Below are 25,286 nucleotides of genomic sequence, written 5' to 3'. Positions count from 1 at the left end.
CGAGCGCTTGCGATAGCGATCATTACCCGAAGTGCCGAGACACCCGAAGGGTGGCTCGATGAGGAGCGAAGCGACGCGCAGAGCGCGGGCCGAAGGCATCGCCCGTACGCCATCAGCACGTACCACTTGCCCGGTGAGGCACGCCAAGGCTTGCGAACCCGAAAACTTGGTCATTGCGATACTCCCGCATCCGATCGACGGACGAACACGCCAATATGCCGCGGGACCATGGGCGAAACATCGGGCGCCGGGATTGCGGTCCTGACACCGCTCGACGGCACAAGCGCCCGCAACCGATCCCGCGTTTTCATGAGATCGGATCGCGTGACGAACAGCGTCGCAGCTGCTGATGACTGTCCGCTGGACGTCCACCTTGGCGGTAGTTCGATGGCAAGCAGATTGGCAAGCTTTGCGAGGTATGCGTGCGTCTCGTCTGGCAAAGAGCCGCCTGCGAGATGCTCTTCATAGCGAGCTGGTCCCGCATTGTACGCGGCAAACACGCCAGGCGAGCCATAGCGATCAAGCAGTTCGCGCAAGTAAGCCGTGCCGGCCAGAATGTTGTCGTGCGGGTCGTAGGGGTCGTTCCCGAGATTGTAGCGCTCGCGAAGTTCCGCCCAGGTCGCCGGCATGATTTGCATCAGGCCCATTGCGCCTTTTGGCGATCTGGCGTGCACGTCACCGGCACTCTCGATGCCTTGGACTGACCGGATCCAGTTCGGCGCAATCGCAAAGCGTTGTGAGGCTTCATTGATGAAGCCGGCAAAGGAGTGAGCGGCCTGACTGATCGCCGGCTGGGCGGCTGATCCGCTCTGGGCCAAAGCAGCACCGCCACACGCGGTCAGAAGAAGCATCAGGGGCACGACAGTAGGAACGCGCTTGCCCAACCGACCCAAGCACGCGGTTAGGCTCGCGCCAGCCTTGCGGACATCGACCGCGACGGAGGAATGATCCCGCAATCGATCGAACAAGGGAATGGCAAGGAGAACACGTCGAAGACGCACGATCACCCCTTCCACGTCCACACCGGGAGCGCACGGCCGATCACCGCAGACCCCGGAAGAAATCCAAAATACCGGCCGTCAAGAGACTCGTCGGACTGCCAATTCATGAGAAAGAGCTCGCCGTCGCCGACGACGTGACAGCCCTGCCATTTCGGCAGCGGCCTGCCCCGTCTGTCGTGATCTTTCGCCTCGCCGACCGCCACGTCGTCGACCGAAATCGTGAGGCCGGTTCTGCAAACACTCTGCCCCGGAAGGGCAAGCACGCGCTTCAGCATGGGGACGCCAATGGGCAAATAGCCGTTAAGGTCGAGGAAGGTCGCGAGCGGCTCCAGCGGCTGCACGGCGACCAGTTCAGTGACTTGGAATCGGTCCGCCTTTCGGAGGCGGTAGAGACCGACCGGCACGCTCGTGGATGCGTTCCAGATGTAAAGCGGAAGCGGCTCCAGGACGACCGTCGCGGTCAGCGCAGCAGCGACCCCAGCCGTTACGGCCAGCATCATGAGGCGGCCCGTCATCGCATCACCTTTTGGCGATGAAGCCAGGCCTGATGGCGCGCTTTCGTATACGAGCGCGGGTTTTCGTTGACGGACAGGCGGTTATGAACGTGATGCCAATGATCGGGAGCTACGTCGGCGGGATCGATGCCGAGTGCTTCTACGGCGTCAATCATTTGCAACACGCGCTCGACCTTCGGCCAGCTTGACAGGCGCAGCAGAATCTCGCCGCCGGGTGTCACATATGGTACCGTCGAGCAGCGCTGTCCCGCTGCAACCGCGCGCAAGATGTCGATGCGCGAAGTGATCGTGCCGAAGTCGTTGGAGGTCCAACGGACGAAGGCAAAGATGCTGCCGGGCGCAAATGACAGGACTCGGCGGTGACGATCAAGCTTCCGCTCCTTGACGATACGACCGAACCGAATGCGGTTTTCGATGCGCTTCTCAAGCCACAGCACTTCTACTTCGGTAAGGTCGCTCATGCCGCCACTCCCTGACGCTGGAGCTGGCGGCCGTGAGCTTGGTGCTCGGTCGAGAGTGTGTATGGCCTGCAAAGGCAAGCTGGCTTGTCGGACTGCCGTTGCCGAGCGTTGCCAACGCGACTTTCGGCCTGTTCCGTTAGAAGAAATCCGAAGGATTTCCGGTTAGTAAAGTTAGAGCGGCTGCAAAGCGCAGGGAAACAAGTACTTATGCTTGATTCCGGTCCTCGATAGCACGAGGATCGGGTCCCCGATAGCGCGAGGGTTGCGGTCCTCGATAGCACGAGCTGATCCACAGGTTGTCCTCCGAATTTGGAATGAGTCCGCGCCGGCGCAGGCGTGCCGTTAAGGGAGCAACGAGCGTGGGCACGAAGTTCAGCCGCTCGGCACCGTTCGGGTCGCGCGTGAGCACGAGCTGATAGCCGGGCAATGTCTGACGCTCGACGATCTGGCGTATGTCGTAAGCAAAGTGCTTGAGCGGCGAGAGGGTGCCGGACTTGCCGTGGAGATGCACAAGGGTCAAAGCTCCAGCCGCCGTCCTGCCGGGCACCGTGCTTGCGCACGAGGCGGTAGAGCCAGCGCTCAAGCCCGGCCGTCAGATGGAAATAGGCGCGGTCGATCGTCAGCACGAGTGCGTCATCAATAACGCCGGCGTAGAACCAATCCGGCAGGATCAGCTCGAGCCCAAATGGACGACCATTTGCATCGGCCGTCTCCTTCCACTCGTTGATCCAGGAGAAGCGGTGTCGCCGTCGTTCTGCCGGCTGACGGATCGAGGTCAGCACGGTCGTTGACTGAAGTCTGTCAAGACCAGCCTTCAAGCGGTCATAGTCACGTGCGCTGGTGCCGCGGCCAACAAACGTCAGAATTTCGTAAGGCATTGCAGCCATCAGGCGCGACGTCTTCAGGCCGGCGTCACGGGCTTCGACGATCTGGGAAGCAGCCCGGATGAGAACGTCTGCATCCCAAATCGTTGCCATGCCGTGCTCCGCCACGGCTTCGACACGAATTGCGATCGCACCGGCACGGAAATCGATCGGTACAATCCGCTTCGTTTTTGCAAGCGAGAAGAACGGGTAAGCCATGAGATCCTGCGCATCGCGGGGCGCGAGATCGCCGGGCAGCGCCCGAAAGAGTTCCAGCTGGTCGCGCTCGGAATGTTGTTTGCGCCGCATGGTCACTGCTCTCGCCCGCGATCAGCGACGTTCCTGGCCCGCATATGGGCGCAGCACCGGATGCTTCCTGGCCGGCAGCACGGTCCCCTTCCCGGGGTCAGACGTCGATGTCTTCGCGCCCAGGTCAGCCCAGGCTTTCAGATCGTCCAGAGCGTAGACGACGCGCCCGCCGATCTTCCGATACGTCGGCCCGGTGCCGTACGTGCGGTGCTTCTCGAGCGTGCGACCGGAGAGGCCAAGGTAGCGCGCAGCCTCCGGTGTTCGCAGGAATCGCGGAGGTAGACCGGTCATCGGATCGGGCATTTGAGAACTCCAAGAGGACAGCGCACCGCGGATGGCGGCGCCGGCGTGCGTGCGGTCATCATGGAGAAGTGCGATGTCGAAGGGGGATGCCGAAAATTGAGGGGGCGATTTTCGGCCACCCAGGAAGGGCGCTACTCGACCCTGCGCCTGGGCCGAAGCAGCTTGCGATAGCCTCCGCGCACAAATGCGAGGCCGCTTTGTACAAGGCGACGGGTTCGGCTGCGCAGATCGTGTGTTTTCCAGCCACGATCCGATATGCGCGGCTTGCCAAACAGAGCTTCTGCGATGTTGCGATAAGTCGCGCCGGCGAGATACGCGGCGACGGCGCGAAGGGCTGCGCACAGTCGTTCGCGCCGCTGTTTGGGCACGCGATGAAGCGGAGGTCCTGGCGTGTGTCCGTTCATCGCGCGCCACAGCCGCGAGGCGGCATGCGCGCGCGCCTCCAAATCGCCGTCAAATGGCAACTCGGCCGCATAGCGAGCGCCTGCGGTCAGCGGCTGTTTCGACCAGATGCGATGCTCCACCGAACCGATTTGCAGCACGGCATGCCAGCCGTCAGCGGCACGGCGCACCTGACCAGATGCAAGATCCAGCGGCGGCTGAGGCGTTGGGCTTTGACCAGGCGTTGAAGCGGTTACAGTGACCGGGACGACGGTCGGGAGAACCTCGGGCGCCCAAAAGATTGCCTGCTCGTGGAACGACCTCTGCGGGTCATGGGCGAAAGCAGAGGCCCCACCTCCTCCTGAATTCCTCAGTCACCGTGCCATCTGAGTTGTTAGCGATGATCGCATCGTAGTCACGTTGGTAGTCCACGTTCATACGAAGACCTACCCAGGCGATTTCAGTGATCTCGGCATTCTCTAGGCTCTTAAACGAATCCGGCGACCGCCAGTCGAATTCAGGCATTGCTTCCGCCCCATTGCACTTAACGAACAAGATTGCGGCGCAATAATTATGAACGAGGCGGTTGTAGGAAGCCCCTAGTTTGGCACCACGTGGTGCATGAGAATGACCACCGGTTAGCGGGAGAAAATCGTTCTTGCTGCAAGCCTGTAGTCGGCGATTCTCTTCTATTTTGAGCCAATTCCGCGCAAGAGGCGTCCCTGCTCGGTCACCCATTTGGCGCGGGCAAGATGACTCTGATATGCGCTCCGCGCACGGTCCGGCTCGCGCTCCGGATCGAGATGTAAGACGATTCGAGCTACTTCACGCCAGTCCGCCCCCTCACCCTCCGCCTGCAGAATGCGAATGTACGTGACGACATGCTGCTCGTCATACGGCGTTAGCTTCGGATCCGAGGGGGCAACGTCCGCAATGTCGGGATCGAGCGGCGGCTTTTTCATGGCTTCCAATCCACTTACAACGATTCTAGACGCCGGCCCCCAGAGTGGTGAACGCGTCCAAATTTAGCCGTATTCCGCCGATGGGGCCAGCACGTGATAGTTGAATACATATTATAGGAGATAAACCTCATAGTATGTAAAGCCGCAACTTGCGCCGATGGACATGCGCAAGTTGGTCGGTCGGAATTTCGCAAGACTGCGGAAGCAGAAGCGCTTCACGCAGGAGAAATTCGCCGAAGCGTCCGGTTTCACCCAACAGTATATCAGTGACCTGGAACGTGGCCGCCGCAATCCAACCGTTGTAACTTTGTTTGAACTCGCCAGCACGTTGGGCATCAGCCACGTTGATCTCGTCACGCCAGACGAAGAGGCGCGAAACGAGCGATCAAAACCTGCCAGGCGAAAGTAATCGGGCCGCGAGAGTCGATTCGGCCAACGAGACTGCGCCTTCGCAAGCCCGCGCCCCCAGAGGTGACGCCCCGGCCGCCGAACGCAACTCGGCGGAGCGCGCTTCAACTTTCGAATGGCGCGGCGTGGATGATGTCACATACGTTCGGAATCACGAGACCATGCACGAGGCGGCGCCCGATGTCGGCCAAGCCTGTACCAATCGCGGTATACGGCTTCTTTCTGGCAACCTCGGCCAGAGCTTCAGTGAACGCCGCCTTCATTCCTATCCGCGGATAGAGAGACAAGGTGTCGTCGATCAGCGATGGCGGAATTTCCTCCATCCGAAGTCCCATGACGTCGACGTGTGCGCCGAAATGGACGAGAGCCACTTCTGGCTGCCTGCGGTCGGCGATCTCGGCGAGGGAGTGGAGTGCAATCGCATCCCACACGACGTCGGCTTTCGGTTTTGGGTAGTTGTTTTCAAGCAAGAAACGGCTGGCGGCATCGGCGCCGTCGACTTCAAATCGCTTGTCGGCGGCGTGCGATGCCGAAAGTCCGAGGTCGTGGAGCAGCGACGCTATGTACACGAGCTCGCGATCGTATTTCATCTCTCTCTTCATGCCGATAAACTCGGCAAACCACCACGTCCGGTGCACGTGGTTGTGCAGCACCTTGGAATGGGCCTGCTCGGCGAGCTTAGCGGCTTGCGCGCAAGATCGGAATCCGGAGCAATAACCCCTCCGATGCTGACAGGCGCACTCATGTATCATCCTCAGAATTAGGGCTCACGATTCGTCAGTCCGGGTCGTGGTAGCATGGGCGGCGCGCCCAAACGCACCGCCAGATTGTTGGACATGATTTTTAGGCCGATGTGAGCAGGAGCTGCGCCACTTCGGCCGGCATGTCGATCATCAGCCAGTGGCCGGCTTCGACCGACTTGACTTCGCTGTTGGGATAGTTCGCGGCGATCGCGGCCGCCGTGGCCGGTGTCAAGTAAGGATCCAGGGCGCCCCAGATAAGGTTGACCTTGGTGGTGAACTGACGGACGTCCGAGAGTCGTGACGTATTATAGGCGACGCTTTCGCGCACCTGAGAGGTCATTTGCGCAAAGGCCGGGCCGGCTCCTGCTGCGAAGTTACCATTGACGATCGGTCGCACGATTCCGACAAAGCGCTCCCTCAAATTCGGTGGCATCTTGACCTGAAAATGGTTGTCCTGAAACGTGATGAGCCAGTCCATTTTGTCGGGGTTGGTCAAGAATGCCTGGGCAAGCTCCTTGAGCCCGGGGTCGCCAAAGACTTCAATGATTTCGGGTAGTCTCCATGTCGGCGATTCCGCATAGTAGCAGTTCAGCAGGCAAAGCCAGGCAACTCGATCAGGATTCTCGAGTGCGTAGTTGGCAGCGCACGGGCCGCCGGAGTCGTGACCAACCGGAATGAACCTGTCGAGCTTCAGCGCATCGACAACAGCGGCCACGTCTCCTACCTGCTGCTTGAATGTGTACTGATAGCCTTCTACGACCTTCTCCGACTGGCCGAAGCCCAGGAAGTCGAACACAACCACCCGCCTGCCGGCGCGCGTTAGATATGGCACCACGTAATCGTAGATATGAAGATTGTCAGGGAATCCATGCATCATGACAAAGGCCGGATCCTGACCGGGATACTCGCGAGCGTAGATCATGTGGCCGTCGTGAGATATGCGATGCTCGACATAGGGGATGGCCGAAGCGATCGGCGCTTCGATATTCGGCTTGTTTTGAGCGGCACGGGCCGGATTGGCGAGAGCGAGCGCCAAGCCTCCAGCGGTAGCAAGCAACAGATCACGCCGCGAAGCAGGATTTCCCTCGGTGAAGAAGTCCATCTCAAAATCCTTTTCCATGGCTGTTGGCTGCAAGAGCTGCGGCGCGTTGCGGGCACTCTCGGTATCTGGAGTTTTGATCATTCACGTCTGCTTCTCTTTGCCAATACGAGCGGACACTACGTTGCCCCTTGGATCTCTACGTCCGTCGAGTGTGCCAGTGCTTTCTGGTTTTCCAGGATTGCAAGCCGTTCCGTCAGGGCCGCATGGACGAGCGCATAGGCATCACTGCCAAGTGTCAGCCGTTTCGGCGCGGGAGTCTGATCGGCCGAAGCGATGATCGCCGAGGCGAGCTTGCGGGGATCACCGGGAAACATCGCAAGGCCAGCTGACGCTGCCATGCGACGGAAGTCGCCGGCAGGTGTTCGGTCATAGACGGGGAGAATCTGGCCCGCGTCTGCGCTGGATGAAGCAAAATTCGTGCGTGATGCGCCTGGTTCAACCAGCGTGACCTCGATGCCGAAGGGGGCGATCTCCGGGATGGTACCCTCAAAGAAACCTTCGATACCCCATTTGGTGGCGGCATAGACGCCCATCGTCGGATAGGCCGCTTGACCGACTGAAGACGAAATCTGAATGATCCGGCCACCGCCCTGCTGCCGAAGGTGGGGGATTGCCGCGCGGGCGAGCCGGATGGAACCGAGCAGGTTGGTGTCGATCTGACGCTCGATCTGGACGTCGCTGACCTCTTCCGCTGCGCCAAACAGCGCGTAGCCGGCGTTGCTTACAACGACATCGATCTGCTTCAGCTCGGCGAAGGCCCGGTTGACGACGTGGCGCACGCCCTCGCCGTGCGTAACGTCAAGAACGGCGACCCAAAGACGCTCGTCATACTTTTCCGCGAGGTCTTGGAGAGCGTCGGGCTTGCGTATCGTGGCGGCTACCCGGTCGCCGCGATGAAGCAGAAGCTCAGTCAGCTCCCGTCCGAAGCCGCTGCTCGCACCTGTGATGAACCATGTCTTCGGCATACGGGCGACCTTTCGCTTATCTAGGAAGCTTCCAGTTGGACAAACCAATGAATGCGATGTTCTTCCTCAGATCTGTCGAGTTGCTCGAACCCCAAGCGTGACCGTCATGCAAAGGCTCTCCGGTTTTTTTCGATGAAAGCTGCGATGGATAGTGGGGGCGTTCCGGTAACTGTCTCGACGACGTCGTTCGTGCCCGCGAAAATGCCTTCCCGATAGTTCTGCGCCACTTCGTTGAGGTGCTGGACCAGGAATGGGGGAAACTTGTACACCTGTTCCATCTTGCGCTTAAATTCTTCGATCGATGTCGGCGCGTAGGCGATTTTCGCGCCAAGCACGTCGCTCATGGCGGCGGCGATCTCGGTATGGTCCATCTCGACTGGACCATGCAGGGTGTAGATCTTGCGCTCGTGGCCTTTCGGATTCGCGAGGATGTGGGCGATGACCCGTCCCTGATCCTCCGTACTGATCGGAGCGTGGCGCCCATTCCCGAACGGAAATTCGATCCTTTTCTTGGCCCAGATCTCCTTCGCGAAATGCGAGGAGACGAGCCAGTCGGCAAAGAAGGTCGGGCGCAGATGGGTCGTCGCCACGCCTGACCAGTCGAAGACCCGCTCGGAAACCCAGTGATCCTGCGCGGCATGGCTCGCCGAGTCCCGGCGGGCCGAAATCTGCGACATGTTCACGATGGCCGTCACGCCCGCTTCTCTCGCGGCCTGCGCGAAATAGGCAGTGGCGCCGATAATTCCCGGCGCAATCGGATGAAGGAAATAGGCCGAGCTGACGCCCTGCATGGCAGCACGGATGCCATCAATGTTGGTGAAATCGCCGATGGCGACATCAACTCCGCGCCGCCTCAGCTCAGCAGCCCGGTCGTCCTCCGAGCGCACATAGGCCCGCACGCGCTTGTCCATCTTGAGCAGCTCATCGATCGCGGCTCCCCCGGTGCGCCCGGTTGCGCCGCTGACTAGAACGTTTGCCTGGCTCATTATCTGCTCCCCCTTGAGGGCATATGTGCGCTCGTCTGTCGTGGCGTCGTTGCTGTGCTGGCGAGCAGGATCACCTCGGCGACCTTTTGAGGACAGGAGAGCATCGCAACGTGGCTGGCGGGAACGCGAATAGTCTCGGCACTGATGTGACTGGACATTCGTTCCTGGAGCGCAGGCGAGATGGTGCGATCATTTTCCGCCAGTACGTACCAGCAGGACCTGCCTCTCCAGGCGGTGCTGCTGACCGGTGCGCTGAGCGCGTGGATGGATGTCGGTCCCTGAGTAGAGACCATGACTTCCTTCTGTCCGACGGGTAGGTCCTGGGCGAAGTCCTCGAGGATTCCCTTGCGGGTGAGTTTGAAGAAGCCAGATCCATCGCGCTTCAGCTCCGATCCCGCGGGTGATGGCGGAAGCAATTCGCCCAAGGAAAAGGCGGATTGATCCGCATCGGGCGCGAACGCAGCCACGTAGACGAGCCCCGCGACTTTCGGATCATCGCCAGCCTGGGTGATGACCACGCCGCCATACGAATGCCCCACCAGCAACAGCGGTCCTTCCTCAAGAGCCATGGCCCGCTGAACGGTCGCCACATCCTCAGCCAACGAAGACAAGGAGAGTTGGACCGCGGTTGTCGCAACTCCTGCGCCATTGAGTTGAGTGATTACGGGCGACCAGCAAGAGCCGTCGGCCCAAGCTCCATGGACTAGAATGACCGTTTTCCGGGTTGTATTCCCCATCGCCAGCTCCATGCTTGTCGGCGACAATCGGGCCTGGCGAACTATAGACGGGGCGGCACCGAGGAGTATGTTGCGTGTTGCGAAGAATTGTTGCGGTGTGGCGAGCGCCCGATGACGACACTGGCGGGTGAGCGGTCGGCTGATAAAGCCATCCCGGAGTACGTTGTGCTCCGTTTCGGAGGCTTGCGTCTGGATCGCCTCAAAAGACAGATATTTGAGGGGGAAGCGCCGATCCCGCTCGGCCCCCGTGCCTTCGAAATCCTGCTCGCTCTGATAGAAGCTCGCGGCGATCTTGTGAGCCGGGAGGACCTGGTTGCGCGCGTCTGGGGACGGGTTCACGTCGACGACGGCACACTTCGGGCACACGTCTCCAAGCTCCGCAGCGCGCTCGGACGAATGCAAGGCGGTGCGTCCCTTATCCGGACGGAATCTGGGCGGGGCTATCGGCTGGCGGCGCCTGTAACGCTTGAAGCCCACCCGAGTGCGACGGTGCAGGAGCCCCGCACGCTGGAAGGCGTTCCGCAACCCCTCTCGTCGCTGATCGGACGTGAGGCCGCCATCAACCATCTGGCCGCGTTGGTCCGACAAAACCGGCTGGTTACCGTGGCAGGTGCCGGAGGCATCGGAAAAACGCGGTTGGCCCAAGCCGTGTCAGCCCGACTGGAACCCGACTTTCCAGACGGCGTGGTCTTTGTCGATCTTGCGTCGGTGGCCGAGCCCGAGTGGGTCCCAACAGCGGTCGCGACCGCGTTGGGAAAGGTAGTGCTTTCAGGAAATCCGACGGAGATGCTGGTCGCGGGCCTGAAGGACAGGCGCGTCCTGATACTGCTGGACAATTGCGAGCATCTCGTCGATGCGGCCGCCCTTTTTTGCGAGGCGGTGGCGCGAGGTGCACCACGGGTCCGCATTATCGCGACCAGCCGCGAAATGCTCCGGGTAGAAGGAGAATGGATCTACCGCGTCGATCCGCTCGACGTTCCCTACGTCGATCTCGCTTCGGCGCAGCAGGCCTTGAGCTATTCGGCCGTCCAATTGTTTGCTGAACGCGCAGCGGCTGCTGGGGGCTTCGCCTTCGGCGATCGCGAGGCGCCCTATGTCTGCGCCCTCTGCCGCGCCTTGGACGGCCTGCCGCTCGCAATCGAGATGGCGGCGGTGCAGGCAGATTCGTTGGGCGTAAGGAGCTTAGCCGAACAGCTCGGCCGGCTGCAGCTCGAAGACCTGGGCTCGCGAAGGACAGCTATCGCTCGCCATCAGACGCTCACGGCGACGCTCCAGTGGAGCCATGATCTGCTCTCGCCTTCCGACCGCGCGCTGTTTCGGCGATTGTCGGTATTCGCCGGCGCGTTCACTGCCGAGGACGCTGTGGCGGTTGCAGCGGATGAAAGCCGCCCCGCTGCGGCGGCGATTCGGGAACTCGCTGCCCTGGCGGCGAAATCGCTTCTTTCGATCGAATCTGACGGAGACACGCGGCGCTTCCGGATGCTAGTCACGACCCGACATTTCGCGCTGAAGCGTCTTCGCCAGGAAGGTGAGGAAGCAACTATCCGTCAGCGGCACGCACTGCTTATGCTCGAGCGGCTACGCCGACGAGCGCCGGTGCAGATCGACGACGTACGCGCGGCTCTCGACTGGGCCTTCGCGCACGAACAGGCATATGCGATCGGACTCCCACTCACACTCGCGTCCGTTCCACTCTGGTGGTCGCGGCAGCTCGTCGAGGAGTGCCGCGCGCGCGTGAACCACGCCCTTGAGTCCACCGATCTTGCGGGCGATCCCCGAACCGAGATGCAGCTCCTTGTCGAACTGTTCGCATCGCTGCTCCAGATCGATTCCCATGGACTGCATATGATCGCGATCGCCGAGCGTGCGCGCGCCATCGCGGAGAATCTCGACGATCTGCCGCACCAATTGAGGGCCAGATGGAGCTTGATGGTCAACGCATGGAACGCCGGGCGATTCAAGGTCTCGGCAGCACATGCCGAGGCATTCAGACAGCTAGGGTTCCGCAACGGGGAAGCTGCCGCAATACTCATCGGAGACCGGCTGATCGCCAATATCCGCCATGTCATGGGTGACCAGATCGAAGCCGCACGACTTCTACAAAGCGTGCTGGAGCGCCTGGATCGGTCGGAAAATCCGATAGATGCGAGACTGGTCTACAATCAGAGGAGCCTTGCACTGAGCACGCTCGCGCAGGTTCAATTTCTGCGCGGCGAAATCGAAGAGGCGATCGGCACGGCGCATGACGCCGTTCGGGAAGCCGAATCTCGAGCGGACCCTGTGTCGGAATTCTACGCTCTCCAGCAGGCTGCATGTCCGACCGCGATCTTCGCCGGTCGCCTGGACCTGGCCGAGAAATATCTGACCCGGCTCGAGACCCACGGTCAGCGTCATCGGCCGTATGCCAACTGGGTGCCTTCCCTTCGCGGGATGATCCTGATCCGTCAGGGAGACGTGGAGACGGGCGCAAAGGAACTAGCTGCGGGAATCGCGCGGCTGGACGACCGGGGAATTTCAGCCAATCACAACCGCTTCAAAGCCGAACTCGCCACCGCTCTGATCGAAATGGGGAGAATCGAGCCGGCGAGGTGCCTACTCGAGGAACTCGAACGACAGTCCGAAGACAACGGCGAAGCGCTTTGCGACCCTGAAATCCTGCGCTTGCGAGCAGAAATCGTGCGCCTCTCCGGCGGAAATCAGGCGCAAGCCGAGGCCCTCCTCAAGCAGGCTTTGCGGGTGGCCCTCCGTCAAGGGGCAGCGATCTGGGAGCTAAGATCAGCAACGAGCTTGGCGGCGTTGTGGGCTGCATCAGGTCTGAAACTTCAGGCGCGGAATCTTCTCGACCCTATCTGTGCCAAGTTCAGGGAGAGCAACGAGACTCCTGAGGTTCGAGCAGCACGTCAACTGTTCTCAACACTTCCGTGAGCCCTGCGAATCATCCAGCCGAGAGTTCCGCGTCGGAGATGCTCGAGGCCAGGACGCCACCATGAACGTCGCAAGGAAGCGCCCGCTCTCGCGAGTACTGAGCTAGGAGCTTAGAAGGCCCCGCCCGAGGATCGGGCGGGGCCTTGGACAGAGTCTTACTCGCCGTTCTTGCGCGGCCGCGACCAGAGCAAGGTGTAGCCTTCGCCGCCCTCCTCATCGAACAGGTTCGCGTAGATCGGCGCGTTGAAGGAGGGGTCGTCGAGCTTGAGCGAGAGGTAGTCGCGTCCCTCTTCGGAGCGCTTCGACCAGGCTGCCCCGATCTCCGCCCGGCCCACATAGATGCGGTGGCTGGGAGCGTTGTCGTTGGAGCGGTTCGTCTCGGCGACGATGCGGACGCCCTTGGCTTGCAGGCTCAGAGTGATGATCTCGCCCTGGAAATCGTTGCCGACCTTCTTGAAAGAACCGATGTTAGCCATGTCACTTCTCCTGTTGTGTTTCGAGCCCGCGACCACCGAGGCCTCGATGGCGATCTAGAGGCCGAGGACGATCGGCGACGCACCCGCTCGGGCCGGAGCGCAGCGGAGGACGTCGTTGCGGCGAGTTTCTTGATGATGTGGACACCCCCACCACCAAGCCTCAGGCTGGGGATCTTGGTCCCTAGAAATTATCAGGAGGTGCGCATGTCTGGATTTACGATTGGCGTTGATATCGCAAAGCGGGTTTTTCAGGTTCACGCAATCGATCATGAGACTGGAGAAGTGACGAGCAAGAAGCTCGCTCGAGCTGAGTTCGTCGCTTATTTCAAGAAGCTTCCACCCAGCCACATCGGGATGGAATCGTGCGGCTCGGCCCATCACTGGGCCAGAGAGCTGGGCGCCCTGGGCCACGGCGTTCGGATGATGAACCCGATGTATGTAAAGCCGTATGTCAAACGCGGGAAGAACGACGCCGTCGACGCTGAGGCGATCTGCGAAGCGCTGACCAGGCCGACCATGCGATTTGTACCGGTGAAGACGATCGAGCAGCAATCGGTGCTCGTGGTCCACAGGACCCGGGCATTGCTGATCCGGCAACGAACTATGCTTGTTAACGCGCTGCGCGGTCACCTATCGGAATTTGGCATTATCGCACCGTTGGGAATCGAGCGTATTCCGGAGCTTATTGACCGCGTCCTGGGACGCGAAGGCGATGAGTTTGGAATTACGCCGCTCGTTCGGTCCATAGTCGTGATGTATGCGGAGCAGATCGAGAACATCAAAGAGCAGATCAGGAAACTGGAACGTGAACTCCGCACCTGGCACCGAACGAGTGAAGCCAGCCGAAGGGTGGCGTCGGTTCCGGCGTTGGGACAATCACTGCGACCGCGCTCGTTGCCGCAATGCCCGATCCATCGGCCTTCCAATCTGGTCGAGCGTTCGCCGCATGGTTGGGCCTGACGCCAAAATCATCGTCGTCGGGCGGGAAAGAACGAAATGGTCGGATCACTAAGGCAGGCGACCGACATCTCCGCGTATTGCTCGTACTCGGAGCCACATCAGTATTGCGGCGGGTTCGTGCCGGACAGCAAACCCCGCTTTACGGCTGGGTGAAGAAGCTTCTGGATAGAAAACCTCCCAGGCTCGCGACTGTTGCCTTGGCAAACAAGATGGCGCGAATTGCATGGGCCGTCATGGCGAGGAACGTGAACTATCAGCCGGAGTTGGCTGCAGCGGTTGGCTGACCTGAAAGGGCAGCCAGTTCGGGAGGGCGTGCATCGATAAGTGATGAAAACCGGTTGTGAACCGGGGATCAGGAAAACCCGATCGCGTGACAGCATCCTGTATGCGCTTTCTTGATAGGGACCATGATCCGCGGACTTCATCAGGGCCCCGCAGTGTTCATGCTGCGAATATCAAGGCCGGACACATGTAAGCACTCTACCGGCGTTCATTTTTATCGACTCAGGCCTTGACCGAAGGGGTGTCCACACATGCCTCGCGAGGAATGGGCGCAGCCCAGGGGAAGAAAGTCGCAGCAACGGCGTTGCGGCTCAGACGATCGAGGCGCAGCCGGTCTTCGGCCAGATCAAGCCATCAAAGAGGCCACGTGGTCTGCGTGCTGAAGCGCAATCTTGAGGAGAAGACTGGCCAATCTCGGTTCTGCTGAACAAGGGGTCGGTACGGTTCGGCGCAGAAAGAGAAACAATCTGCCGCAAAGGGCGATATCGTCCCGGATGGAATGATCGAGCGCGGCGCGCTGCTCCACCGCAGCTACGTGGGCCAGACAGAGATTGGCGCAGCCTGGTCCAAGCGCTCCGAAGAAGGCCGCGATTATCTCTCGCTCAAGCTCGATGATCCCTCGTTCAACGTGGCGGGCCGTGCGACCTTTTGCTCGACCGATGATGGCGACGAAGCCTCGTCACTCATGCGTGGCGGCTGTGAGAGTTGGTCGAGGCATATTCTCCACCACCCCGGCCGACGCCAAGGGCGGGTCCGCGCTAACACGGTCAAGCGTGTCCATGCCGTGCCGCCGATGCAAACCGCACCTACGCAAGCGAAGGCCTCGCGCCAAACGAGTGAAGGCACCCCGATCTGCGATAGGGCAAACACGACATGATAGCCGGCGATTGCCGCAGGGACCGCGAATACGGTTGCGATCGCGACGCGCAACGCCAAGGACCGACTAAGGGCGACGGCGACCTGAGCAGCGGCAAGCGTCAACGCGCCATCGGCCGTTCCGATAAGCAGTGCGCCGAAGACGCTCGTGCCATCACGAAATGCCAACATCCCAATACTGAGTGCGATGAAAAACGGTAGCGCATACACCGCGAGCGCAAAGATAGCCCAGCAGAACAAGCCAATGCCGAGTGTGTTGAGAACAAGCCCAAGCGCGAGCATGGTGGGGCTCCATGTGCATGGATTAATCAATCGCGCCTTCCGCCACCACCACGGCGCAGTTTTGGATGTAAAAACGAAACGAGGCGGAGTCGGGGCGTGCAACTCCACCTTGGCGTCTTCGAGGCGACGGCGCTCATGCGCCGCCGAACTTCCAGACGGGAATGCCGAGCCGCTTCGCCTTGTCGGCGAGATTATCCTGAATTCCCGTGCCCGGGAAATGCATGACGCCGATTGGCAGGAGTTCGAGCATGGCGTCGTTGCGCTTGAAGGGGGCAGCCTTGGCATGTTTCGTCCAGTCAGGCTTGAAGGCGATCTGAGGTACCTTGCGGGTGGTCGCCCATTTGGAGGCGATCAGTTCGGCACCCTTGGGCGAGCCGCCATGGAGCAGGACCATGTCGGGATGCTTGACATGAACCTTGTCGAGACGATCCCAGATCAGATGATGGTCATTGAAGTCGAGCCCACCGGTGAGTGCAATTTTCGGTCCTGGTGGCAACATGACCTCGGTCTCGGAACGACGCTTGGCGGCGATGAAGTCGCGGGAGTCGATCATTGCTGCGGTGAGGGTTCGGTGATTGACCAATGATCCCGACCGAGGACGCCAAGCTGAGCCGGTGTGGACCTCAAATCGCTCGATGGCCTGATCCCGGAACAGTTCCAGGCAGTTGCGGCGCTCGATCAGGGTGAGCCCTTCGGCCGTCAGGCGCTCGAGTTCGACCGATCGCACTTCCGAGCCATTCTGCTCGTGCTGGCTCTTATGCTGCGCCTGTTCGTTGTTATCGAGCTGCCGTTCGATGCGGTCGAGGGCACGATGGAACAGGTTGACAGTCGACCAGAGCAGATCGTCAAGGTCCGGCTCAAGTCGCGTGTCGTTCAGGGTCGCAACCAGGGCATCAAAGATGTCCGCTATGGCGCCGACGATCATCTTGCCCTCCGGGAGCGGTCTTGGATCGGGTTGGTCGTCGAAGGGTCGATAGCCGAACAGCTGTAATTCAGTGACGATGTGGTCGGTCGGGGAAGAGGCATGCGGCGGTTCGATGTCGTCATCGTCGGTCATGGAAGAGGTCCTTTGCCGGATCGGCCGCGACCATCGCGGTCTTCGTGGCGATCCTCTGACGGCGGGCCGACCGGGCCAGAACCCGACAGGGCCGAAGCGGCAGCGGAGGATGGCGGAGGCCGGCTATTTTGCTTCGCGATGCAAAGCGCGCGGCCAACTGCATGATGTGTCTTCACATCGCTGGCGCGCGGCGGAAAATAGCCGGACGCAGCCATTGCCGGCCCGGGCCGGCTGCCGTCCGATCGCCCCCTAAAAGGCCGAGGTCGCGTCCTCTTCCGGTATTGGCCTCGCCTATGACCGGCCCATCAACGTCGATCGAAGACCGGGAGCTATTCCGCGGCCACGATCGACGAATGCAGGAAGCGAACGACATCCTCTGGCGCAAGCTGAAACCGCAGCGCTGCTCGGAGGGCCTGGAGACCGAAGACTTGCAGATCTTCGTTGAAGTCGCCCATCCGGGGCGACAGCACGACCACTTCAATGCCGGCGTCTGCTGCGCGCTGGCTGAGAGTTGCCACCACCGCACCACCGGCGGCATCGGCATCGCGCGCAATGTAGAGCCGGCGCAGGCTAGACGCCAGCGTCATGGCGGAAAGGTGATTAGCCGAAAGCGCGGCCGCCATCGGCATAGTCGGCAGCAGGTAGCGTAGCGAAAGCATGGTCTCGATACCTTCGCCGGCAGCGAGCACGTCATCCGCCAGGCCGAACCGAACGGCGTTACCGAGCAGATCGCCCATCGCGCGTCGTGGGGTATCGATCGGAGCCTTACCGAGCCGCACGCGATCAAAGCCGTCCGGATCGAGCCAGGTGCGGTGCACGCCGGTGATCCGACCATCGAGATCCGTGACGCCGGCAATCATTGCCGGCCAGGTTTCGGTCGGCAGATGGTCGTCCGGCCGATAGTAGCAGCGTGGATGGAAGCGCAGACTGCCGCCATGGTGGATGCGGGTTATGCCGCGGCCCTGCAAATAAGCCTCGGCAATGGTCCCCTCGATCGCGCGGGATATCGCAAAGAGCCGACGGGCGGCTTCCTGCGATCCGGGCGGTACGACTGAGGGAATAGGTCTTGGGGCCGGCTTCTGCTCAGAGCGAGGCAGGTTCAAAAAGCGCCTCGCCTCCTCGGCGACCTCACGAAAGTCTCGCAAAGCCAGCGTTTCGCGGATGATGTCGAGGAGATCACCATGCGCGCCGGTTGCGGCATCGGTCCACTTGCCCGCCGCTCCCTTCGGCGATTCCTGGAGCCGTACAAACAATGAGCGGCCCGGGTTGTTGTGGACGTCGCCGACCACCCAATACCGCCCCGCCCGCTTGCCATTGGAGAGATAGTGTCGGCATACCGCCTCCGCCTCTCGCGCGAGGCGGCGTGCCAGTTCGCAAGGTTGGCGGGACATCAGGCCGCCTCCTGCCAAAGGACACCTTCGGCTGGATGCCGGTCGCGTACCTTCGACAGCATCTCTATGCCACTTGCGACCGTTCGCACGAACATGCGGAGATTACAGAAGATGATCTCTCCAAAGTGCCCGTAACCTCGCAAGATCTTGCGCATCTTGGCATGGGATCCCGACACTTCGATGTGCTTTCCACGGGTCACTCCGACATCGGCCGACGTGATCTTTTGGACAGCTTTTGGCATGCTGATTCTCCACGACGGGCAGCCGGGAGCCTCTCTCTCGGCCTCCAACCCGTCACGGAAACGACCCTGCCCCTCTTACTCTTGTGCCCGCGGCCACCAAGCAGAGCCTTACGTCGCCTGCTGGTCCTCCCTCGGCATGTCGCCGACGGGTTCTGGGAGAAAGCCAAGCAGATAATCGGCAACCTTGCTGGCCTTGGAAGCAGCCCGGACAATGGCACGTTTGTCCTCGCGCAAGACTTCAAGCCATGAGCCGATATAGTCGGCATGCCGCACCGTCGGCACGATGCCGAGCGAGGCGCAACTGAACGCAGACGAGATTTCCGCAACCAGCTCCTCAAAGGCATACTTCTTGGTACCGTAGCTGCCTGACAGGTCACGGTTGAGACGCGATGGATGGCCACTGGCATGCGCCAGCTCGTGGAGGGCCGTTCGATGCCAATTGATTGGTTCAAAATAGGCCTGCGGAGGCGGCACCTGCACATAATCTTCCGTCGGCATATAGAAGGCACGGTTGCCGCCGATGCGGAAGTCGATGCCGGTCGCCTTGATCAGGTATTCGACCTGCGGCTCGATCAGGCCTGGCGGCGGAGGCGGCGCCGTTGTTGCGATCTCTGGAGGCAGGCCGCCGCATTGATCGCTGTTGAAGACTGTGAACTGCTTGAGGAACGGAATAGCCTGAGCTTCCTCTCCGGCCTCATGTGCGCGGCGCTCTTCGCAGGCAGGCACAAAGCGGTCGGCATAGACGACGGTCGTGCCGCGCTCGCCCTTGCGGACGTGGCCACCGAGCGACAGCGCCTGGCGGAAGGTAAGCCAGCTCTGCCCTGTAAATCCCTGTTCGGTCACAGCACCCCATAGAATTAAAATGTTTATGCCGCTGTATTGGCGGCCGGACGCCGCACTCTTCGGCAAGGCCAGAGGCCCCTTCGCCGCCGCGGTGCCCCAAGGCTGCACCCACGGGACTCGGCCAGCCTCCAACTCGGCGATAATCTTGTTGGTGATGTCGTCGTAAAGGTTGGCCCGGTCCTTACCGATGCGCGCGTGAGGATAATGTCTGGACATCGCGGGTCTCCGCGACGGGGACCGCGAGCCTCTCTCGCAGCCTGTAACCCGTCATGGCAAAACCCGGCCGATACTCTGACTCTCTCCTCCTACTTGAGAGAATGCGAAATCTGTGACGCAGCCCGTCTTGCATCGTATCTTCATGGGAATTGAGTTGAGGTACCGGGGCCGCAGGCCGCACGAGGCGTGCGCCAGGGGCGTATCGCCCTATGGAAAATGGCACCCGGAGAGCGTGAGCATAGCGACCCGAAGCGGCACGCGGGTCCGAGTGCAGCGACGAGACCGGTTTAATAGCGGCACCCGGGAACGGGGCAGTGATAGCGATCGCCGCAAGGCGAGCCCCTTTTCCGAGTGCCCCCGGCGAGGAGCTCCGCTATCCCTGCGCGAGGGATCGAAGCCGGATGGCCGAGACGCAGCGCGGCTCGGTTCACAAGAGCCCGTTGCGGCGCAGCCGCGCGCGCGCAAACGGGAGAACTCGCCAGGGCTTGACCAGAGGACCTCGTTTCGTCGCTTGAATTCGTCGGCGCGTCGAAAAGTCTTTTAGTCCTATTTACCCATCCAGGCGCAGTTCGGGCTGCATTCTGCCTTGCATCGTCCATCCGGCTCAAGCGCATCACGAGAGGCTTGCAGCTCACGGATATCTGCAACTATCAGTCCCAGTACGTGAGCAATTGAACCATTCGAGCAATGGCCGGCCGAGCAGTGCTCAGCCCAGCAACCATAGCCTGCTTAGTCCAACCCGCACGTTCAAATTCCGACGCTCGAAAGCGATCCGAAGGCTTCGATACAAGTCTCCCATCGGACTGTCGGATTGACTATTGATCTATCATCCACAGCAGCTGCCTGCCGGATACCGGCCCTGCCAACGGAGCGCCGCAACTGTTCCCTTTTTCTTTCGCGAGCAACATTGGGCTTTCTTGGAGAACTGCACACCAAAGGCTTCCTTTTCGCGCGCCAATCCGGCCTTTTCCCGCCCGGCCGCGCTTCGCAGTGGAGGAGGAAACTCTTTGGCCGTAAAACTCCGCTTAGTCCGCGATCCGAACTCTCGCTCGCCAACCAGGGGCGAAGAGCAATCTGGATCGACCAGATCCCGTCACGTTCGTCAGTGAAATCAGCACATGTACACCACGGGCATTCAGCAGTGAGATCAAACCGCCTAGTCTCGTCGCACACCGCACTACCTGCCCGCTACCCTCTCGCTGGAACCTGGCCCACGATGATGAGAGCGGACATGGCTGCCGCTTACCTTGACTTTGGAGACACAAGCGAACTCATGCGCGCGATCAGCCGAGGAGATTCCCCCCCGCCAATCGGCTTTCGCGGAACAGGGCGCCTGCGTCAGCCAGTTTGGTCAAAAGCGACCATGGATCACTTCGCAGCATCTATCGGAAAGGGAGATCTTAAGGAGGAGGAGGATCTTTTATGCCTGGTGTGATATCGCTTGAAACGGCACCGCGCCTGCCCCGTTATTGTCGCCGCAAAATATTGGCGAAGAATAGAATAGCCTACTATTTTGCACCCCCAACCTGGGCCCGTCGACAGGGCTGCGATTTAAACCCTGAAGCTCTAGGCTGCGATTACGCAAGTGCCGTCGAGCGGGTAGAGAAAGTCCTCCTGCCGGCGTTCGACAGTTGGCATTCACGGGGTCTAAGCGACATCATGCCGGCGACTATCGAACCCGGCACGTTCGATTGGCTCGTCGGCGTCTTCCAAGCTCACCAGAAGTGGACCGAAATCGAAAGCACTACACAGCGGCACTACACAAAAAGTCTCGCACTGTTCGCCAATCACGAGCTGAAAGATGGAAGTCGCGCTGGGTCTAAGCAGCTTTCCGATTTCACCAAAGCGTTCGTCGACGCAGTTTATGGAAAACTATTGGTCGTGACGAAAGTCAACAACAGTGGAGAGGTCGTCGTTCGCGAGCGCCGTCGCTATGTAACTATGGCTATGGGGGCCTGTCGCCGTGCTTGGTTCGTTGGTCAGCGTGCTCAAGAAAGGATCGTACCAGCGACCAACCCGTTTTCCCGGATGGGATTAAAATCTCATCCGCCTGGGCAGCCGATACGGCCCACACCGACCGCAACCTGGGACGAACTCGTCGCGTTCAGAGCCGCCGCGATAAAGCTTGATTACCGCTCGATTGCAACAGCTGCTTTGTTGTCGTGGGAGTGGCTGCAACGAGAGCAGCACGTGTTCGGCGCCTTCGACGTTTCGCATTATCGACCCCGCGAGCGGCCAAATAGCGTCAGAATCGTGCATCCGAAGAATGGAGAGGAGGCCTGGTGGCCGCTATCGGACGAAACCGGCACCCCTCTCTTTCCTGAACTCATGGAGGAACTCGACGAGATCAAGAGGACCACCCTCTCCGGTCTGGTATTCCGTCGTGATCATGCGCATCGTCAGTCGGCAATCCCGCTCCCATGGATTACCCCACGCAAGGATCTCCGCTATCTCCGTAGTGTGGTAAAAACCATCATCACAGAGGCTGGCCTACGTCAGGAGCTTTCTTTTAGGTCTTTCCGACACGGAGGATTTACCGAGGGCGCCGACAGCGATCTCACGGATGCAGAGTTGCGCGCGGCTGGTCGTCATAGATCAAGTCGCCAACTGCCAACCTACGCCAAGCGTACGGCCAGGCAGTTGATCATTGCCACAAAAAAGCGTCGCGAAGAGCGGACAAGATCTCTCCTTATCCGGCTAAACGCCAATCTCCCGTCGGAATAAAGGCACGTCGGCCTATGGCAGAACCGATGAATACGCTGAAAGAATCGCCTATTTTCCTGTCCACACTGGTTTGCGCTTCTCGCTGAACGCTTTCAGCCCTTCCTTGGCATCCTCGGTCATAGCAAGCAGCGCGATCTGGCTTTCGGTGTAGGCGATGCTCTCGTCGAACGACATCGAGGCGATGGCGCGCATCGCGTATTTGCCGCGACGGATCGCGGTCGGGGATTTGTCGACGATGCGGCCGATCAGCCAGTCGACCTTGGCATCCAGCTCGGCCGTGGGCACGACGTAGTTCAGCAGGCCTGCTGCCAATGCCGCTTTCGCGTCGAACGGCTCGCCGGTCAACGCCCATTCGTTGACGAGGCGCGGTGGCGCGATCGACTGCAACAGGCTCAACACCTGCATCGGGAACACGCCGACCTTCACTTCCGGCAGGCCGAAGATGACGTGATCGGCGGCGACGGCCATGTCGGTCATGCAGAGCAGGCCCATGCCGCCTGCCATGCAGACGCCACTGAGGCGCGCAATCGCGGGCTTGGTCGCGTTCTGCGACAAACGCAGCAGATCGGCATAGTCGACATTCGGCTTCGAATGATCCATCGCGAAGGCCGCGCCGGAGTTCTGCAGATCCGCGCCGGCGCAGAACGCCTTATCGCCAGCGCCCGTCAGCACGATGATTCGGACATCCTTGTCGTCATGCGCGTCGCGATAGCCGCGCGTGATGCCGGCGATGACCTCGCCATTCAGCGCATTGCGTTTCTCGGGCCGGTTGATGGTGATCCAGAGCGCCTGCCCGCGCTTCTCGGTGATCACGGCTGTGGTGTCGGTCATGGCGCGCTCGCTTCCTTGGGCTCTCCGTTTTGCAGCCATTTGCGGCAGCTCGGGCCAAAGGTGCAAGGGCAATTTGCGGCGCGGCGCCGCTTTAGCGTCTCGACACAAACTGTAACGCGATCGAAGGCATGTTGCGGATCAGGCCGCCACCGCTTTCCTGATCCAGACCTTGTTGTCGTGGAAAGCGGCGCCGCCGATCGGCGCGATCGTGTCCGCGCCCGTCAGCATGTTGATGCCGCGGTTACCGATATGGTTCTTGTTGGGATGAACGGACTCCGCGATCAGCACGCCCCGGCGCACGCCCTCGAACAGCGTGGCGATCAGCGTTGTCTCGCCGCGGGTGTTGCCGAGCGTCACGGCGTCGCCATGGGCGATGTCGAGCGCGGCCGCATCCAGGGGATGGATCATCACGCTCGCCTTGCCCTCGCGCGCCTGGGAGGACGGCGTCTCGTTGAAGGTGGTGTTGAGGAAGCTGCGCGACGGGCTCGTGGCAAGCCGGAACGGATGGGCCTGGTCGGAATGCTCGATCACGGCCCAATGGTCCGGCAGAGACGGCATCTTGTCGAAGTCACCCATCGTCTGGCCGAACGGCGGATGCGCCCAATCCGCTTTGAAATGGAATTTCCTGTCGGCATGGGCGAAGCCGTCGAGATAATGCGACGTGCGGAAGTCCGGCTGCAGGTCGCGCCAGAGATCGGCTTCGAGGCCGGCAATGTCGCCGTGGTCGCTCAGCTTCAGCGTCGCGTCGATCAACTCACGCGGCGTCAGCTCGAACCCTGGATGCCTGGCGCCAAGCCGCGGCGCCAGCGCCTGCAAAACCTCGTGGTTGGAGCGGCACTCGCCGGGCGGGTCGATCAGCTTCGGGCCGACCGAGATGTGCTGGTGCCCGCCACCGTAATAGAGATCGTCATGCTCCATGAACATCGTCGCCGGCAGCACGATGTCGGCCATCTCGGCCGTCTCGGTCATGAACTGCTCGTGCACCGCGACGAACAGATCCTCGCGCGCAAACCCCTGCCGCACCAGTGCCTGTTCCGGTGCCACCGTCATCGGGTTTGTGTTCTGGATCAGCAGCGCCTTGACCGGACCCTTGCCGTGCAGAGCCTTGGAATCGCCGGTCAGGATGCGGCCGATCTGCGACTGGTCGAGCGCGCGGATGGTCGGGTCGATGGCGTCGTGGCCTTCGATGATGGATTCGTTGAAGTGCCACAGCGCGTAATTGTTGAAGAAGGCGCCGCCGCCTTCATATTGCCAGGCGCCGGTCACCGCGGGAATGCAGTTTGCAGCATGCATCTGCGCCGCGCCGTTGCGCGAGCGGGTGAACCCGTAGCCGAGCCGGAAGAAGGTCCGCTTGGTCTCGCCGACCAATCTGGCAAAAGCCTCGATCTCCGCCACCGGCACGCCTGAGATCGCCGACGCCCATTCGGGCGTGCGCGTCTTCAGATGCGCCTCGAGCTCATCAGGGCAGTCGGTGTACTTGTCCATATAGGCGCGATCGGCATAGCCGTCGCGGAACAGGACGTGCATCACGCCGCAGGCGAACGCGCCGTCGGTGCCGGGCCGCAGGATGATCTTGATATCCGCCTGCTTCATGGTCTCGTTGTCGTAGATGTCGACGGCCGCGATCTTGGCGCCACGCTCCTTCCGGGCACGGGCGGCGTGCGTCATCACGTTGACCTGCGTGTTGACGGGGTTGGTGCCCCAGATCACCACCAGATCGGACAGCGCCATCTCGCGCGGATCGACGCCGGCGATCTTGCCGGTGCCGATCGCGAACCCGATGCGGCCGACATTGGCGCAGATGGTCTGATAGAACCGCGAATATTTCTTCACATGGGTGAGGCGGTTGAGACCGTCGCGCATCACCAGCCCCATTGTGCCGGCGTAATAATAGGGCCAGATTGACTCCGCGCCGAATTCGCGCTCGGCCTGGTTGAAGCGATCCGCAATCTCGTCCAGCGCCTCGTCCCAGCTGATCCGCGCGAACTGACCGGAGCCCTTCGGCCCGGTGCGGCGCATCGGATAGGTCACCCGATCGGGGTGATGGATGCGCTCGGCATAACGGGCGACCTTGGCGCAGACCACGCCGGCCGTATAGGTCTGCTTTTTCGAACCGCGGACACGACCGATGCTGCGCCCCTCGACCACCTCGATGTCGAGGGCACAGGCCGACGGGCAATCATGCGGACAGGTCGAATGGCGGATTTCGATCTTGGCGTGCTGGTTCATGTCCAATTTGGTAACACCAAAAGACCTGTCAGCCGAGGGTATTTATCCGGCAATGCCCATGCGATTTGCTCAGACCGCGTGCGCCGCCGGTTCCTACCGCGACCGCGAAGAGCAGACCCGCCACACCGAAAACCGCCGGATATTCCAGGCGCCATCGGCTTTGTGAGGCGTCGACAGTCCGCCTTCCCTGCCGCTACAGTGCCGGCCAACAAGAAC

Annotated in this window: 23 protein-coding genes and 3 pseudogenes; 6 read left to right on the top strand and 20 right to left on the bottom strand. The window is 61.0% G+C overall.

Annotation, left to right across the window (positions count from 1 at the left end; translation table 11 throughout):
• Positions 1–170 precede the first annotated feature (170 nt).
• The 8 genes and pseudogenes from RX329_RS14110 to RX329_RS14075 all read right to left on the bottom strand — a co-directional run bounded on the left by RX329_RS14110 (position 171) and on the right by RX329_RS14075 (position 4,795).
• Positions 171–1,016, bottom strand: coding sequence for a lytic transglycosylase domain-containing protein (locus RX329_RS14110; RefSeq protein WP_317245988.1), 846 nt, complete (start codon positions 1,014–1,016; stop codon positions 171–173).
• On the bottom strand, positions 1,004–1,516 hold the full coding sequence (locus RX329_RS14105; RefSeq protein ID WP_317245987.1) for a S26 family signal peptidase: 513 nt from the start codon (positions 1,514–1,516) through the stop codon (positions 1,004–1,006). Before RX329_RS14105 ends, RX329_RS14110 begins: the two co-directional genes overlap by 13 nt.
• Complete coding sequence (locus RX329_RS14100) at positions 1,513–1,977, bottom strand: DUF2840 domain-containing protein (protein WP_317245986.1); 465 nt, start codon at positions 1,975–1,977, stop codon at positions 1,513–1,515. The genes RX329_RS14105 and RX329_RS14100 overlap by 4 nt, the downstream gene beginning before the upstream one ends.
• A gap of 292 nt (positions 1,978–2,269) precedes the next feature.
• A pseudogene (locus RX329_RS14095) lies at positions 2,270–3,149 on the bottom strand (replication initiator protein A); the annotation flags it as partial.
• Positions 3,150–3,170: 21 nt separating this feature from the next.
• Positions 3,171–3,452 (bottom strand): helix-turn-helix transcriptional regulator, encoded by a 282-nt coding sequence (locus tag RX329_RS14090; protein ID WP_317245985.1) that lies wholly within the window; start codon positions 3,450–3,452, stop codon positions 3,171–3,173.
• Between the two features lie 131 nt (positions 3,453–3,583).
• Positions 3,584–4,024 carry a DUF2285 domain-containing protein gene (locus RX329_RS14085; RefSeq protein ID WP_317245984.1) on the bottom strand — a complete coding sequence of 147 codons (441 nt, stop codon included), beginning with the start codon at positions 4,022–4,024 and terminating at the stop codon, positions 3,584–3,586.
• Positions 4,025–4,163: 139 nt separating this feature from the next.
• On the bottom strand, positions 4,164–4,358 hold the full coding sequence (locus RX329_RS14080; protein ID WP_317245983.1) for a transcriptional regulator domain-containing protein: 195 nt from the start codon (positions 4,356–4,358) through the stop codon (positions 4,164–4,166).
• Positions 4,359–4,522: 164 nt separating this feature from the next.
• Positions 4,523–4,795, bottom strand: a complete 273-nt coding sequence (locus RX329_RS14075; RefSeq protein WP_317245982.1) for a DUF2285 domain-containing protein — start codon at positions 4,793–4,795, stop codon at positions 4,523–4,525.
• Between the two features lie 157 nt (positions 4,796–4,952).
• Here RX329_RS14075 and RX329_RS14070 point away from each other — a divergent pair, with 157 nt between their 5' ends.
• Positions 4,953–5,204 (top strand): helix-turn-helix transcriptional regulator, encoded by a 252-nt coding sequence (locus RX329_RS14070; RefSeq protein ID WP_317245981.1) that lies wholly within the window; start codon positions 4,953–4,955, stop codon positions 5,202–5,204.
• A 103-nt stretch (positions 5,205–5,307) separates the two neighbouring features.
• Here the strand turns inward: RX329_RS14070 and RX329_RS14065 are convergent, their stop codons facing one another.
• From RX329_RS14065 to RX329_RS14045, 5 genes are all read right to left on the bottom strand, one after another.
• Complete coding sequence (locus tag RX329_RS14065) at positions 5,308–5,793, bottom strand: HD domain-containing protein (RefSeq protein WP_317245980.1); 486 nt, start codon at positions 5,791–5,793, stop codon at positions 5,308–5,310.
• Between the two features lie 253 nt (positions 5,794–6,046).
• A complete protein-coding gene (locus tag RX329_RS14060; RefSeq protein ID WP_317245979.1) occupies positions 6,047–7,129 on the bottom strand; it encodes an alpha/beta hydrolase in 1,083 nt (360 codons plus the stop codon).
• A gap of 35 nt (positions 7,130–7,164) precedes the next feature.
• On the bottom strand, positions 7,165–8,013 hold the full coding sequence (locus RX329_RS14055) for an SDR family oxidoreductase (RefSeq protein ID WP_317245978.1): 849 nt from the start codon (positions 8,011–8,013) through the stop codon (positions 7,165–7,167).
• 104 nt (positions 8,014–8,117) lie between these two features.
• Positions 8,118–8,999, bottom strand: a complete 882-nt coding sequence (locus RX329_RS14050; RefSeq protein ID WP_317245977.1) for an NmrA family NAD(P)-binding protein — start codon at positions 8,997–8,999, stop codon at positions 8,118–8,120.
• Positions 8,999–9,736, bottom strand: a complete 738-nt coding sequence (locus RX329_RS14045) for an alpha/beta hydrolase (protein WP_317245976.1) — start codon at positions 9,734–9,736, stop codon at positions 8,999–9,001. Before RX329_RS14045 ends, RX329_RS14050 begins: the two co-directional genes overlap by 1 nt.
• 111 nt (positions 9,737–9,847) lie before the next feature.
• On the opposite strand from RX329_RS14045, the gene RX329_RS14040 reads away from it, so the two are divergent.
• Positions 9,848–12,661 (top strand): ATP-binding protein, encoded by a 2,814-nt coding sequence (locus RX329_RS14040; protein ID WP_317245975.1) that lies wholly within the window; start codon positions 9,848–9,850, stop codon positions 12,659–12,661.
• 155 nt (positions 12,662–12,816) lie between these two features.
• Here RX329_RS14040 and RX329_RS14035 read toward each other — a convergent pair whose 3' ends face one another.
• A complete protein-coding gene (locus tag RX329_RS14035; protein ID WP_007605948.1) occupies positions 12,817–13,137 on the bottom strand; it encodes a DUF736 domain-containing protein in 321 nt (106 codons plus the stop codon).
• A gap of 204 nt (positions 13,138–13,341) precedes the next feature.
• Between RX329_RS14035 and RX329_RS14030 the strand changes: the two are divergent.
• A pseudogene (locus RX329_RS14030) lies at positions 13,342–14,381 on the top strand (IS110 family transposase).
• A 482-nt stretch (positions 14,382–14,863) separates the two neighbouring features.
• Positions 14,864–15,094: pseudogene (locus RX329_RS41930) on the top strand (DUF736 family protein); the annotation flags it as partial.
• Between the two features lie 576 nt (positions 15,095–15,670).
• Here RX329_RS41930 and RX329_RS14020 read toward each other — a convergent pair.
• The 4 genes from RX329_RS14020 to RX329_RS14005 form a co-directional block, all read right to left on the bottom strand.
• On the bottom strand, positions 15,671–16,594 hold the full coding sequence (locus RX329_RS14020) for a DUF2493 domain-containing protein (protein ID WP_317245974.1): 924 nt from the start codon (positions 16,592–16,594) through the stop codon (positions 15,671–15,673).
• 329 nt (positions 16,595–16,923) lie between these two features.
• Positions 16,924–17,985: a toprim domain-containing protein gene (locus RX329_RS14015; protein ID WP_317245973.1), complete on the bottom strand. Its 1,062-nt coding sequence runs from the start codon at positions 17,983–17,985 to the stop codon at positions 16,924–16,926.
• Complete coding sequence (locus tag RX329_RS14010; protein ID WP_085394633.1) at positions 17,985–18,227, bottom strand: hypothetical protein; 243 nt, start codon at positions 18,225–18,227, stop codon at positions 17,985–17,987. The genes RX329_RS14015 and RX329_RS14010 overlap by 1 nt, the downstream gene beginning before the upstream one ends.
• A 108-nt stretch (positions 18,228–18,335) precedes the next feature.
• The gene (locus RX329_RS14005; protein WP_317245972.1) at positions 18,336–19,286 is read right to left on the bottom strand and encodes an ArdC family protein; all 951 of its coding nucleotides are present in this window, start codon (positions 19,284–19,286) and stop codon (positions 18,336–18,338) included.
• Positions 19,287–20,708: 1,422 nt separating this feature from the next.
• Between RX329_RS14005 and RX329_RS14000 the strand changes: the two genes are divergently transcribed.
• The gene (locus RX329_RS14000; RefSeq protein WP_317245971.1) at positions 20,709–22,010 is read left to right on the top strand and encodes a hypothetical protein; all 1,302 of its coding nucleotides are present in this window, start codon (positions 20,709–20,711) and stop codon (positions 22,008–22,010) included.
• 48 nt (positions 22,011–22,058) lie between these two features.
• Here RX329_RS14000 and RX329_RS13995 read toward each other — a convergent pair whose 3' ends face one another.
• Complete coding sequence (locus tag RX329_RS13995; protein ID WP_247441450.1) at positions 22,059–22,841, bottom strand: enoyl-CoA hydratase/isomerase family protein; 783 nt, start codon at positions 22,839–22,841, stop codon at positions 22,059–22,061.
• A 138-nt stretch (positions 22,842–22,979) separates the two neighbouring features.
• Entirely contained in the window at positions 22,980–25,070 is a 2,091-nt protein-coding gene (locus RX329_RS13990; RefSeq protein WP_085360066.1) for a molybdopterin-dependent oxidoreductase, read from the bottom strand.
• Here RX329_RS13990 and RX329_RS13985 point away from each other — a divergent pair.
• Positions 25,069–25,236, top strand: a complete 168-nt coding sequence (locus RX329_RS13985; RefSeq protein ID WP_317245970.1) for a hypothetical protein — start codon at positions 25,069–25,071, stop codon at positions 25,234–25,236. The genes RX329_RS13990 and RX329_RS13985 overlap by 2 nt on opposite strands.
• Positions 25,237–25,286 lie beyond the last annotated feature (50 nt).

It is taken from the genome of Bradyrhizobium sp. BWC-3-1 (assembly GCF_032917965.1).
GTDB classification, from domain to species: Bacteria; Pseudomonadota; Alphaproteobacteria; order Rhizobiales; family Xanthobacteraceae; genus Bradyrhizobium; species Bradyrhizobium canariense_D.
Note: the sequence above shows the minus strand (reverse complement) of the source record. Positions and strands in the feature narration are given on the sequence as shown.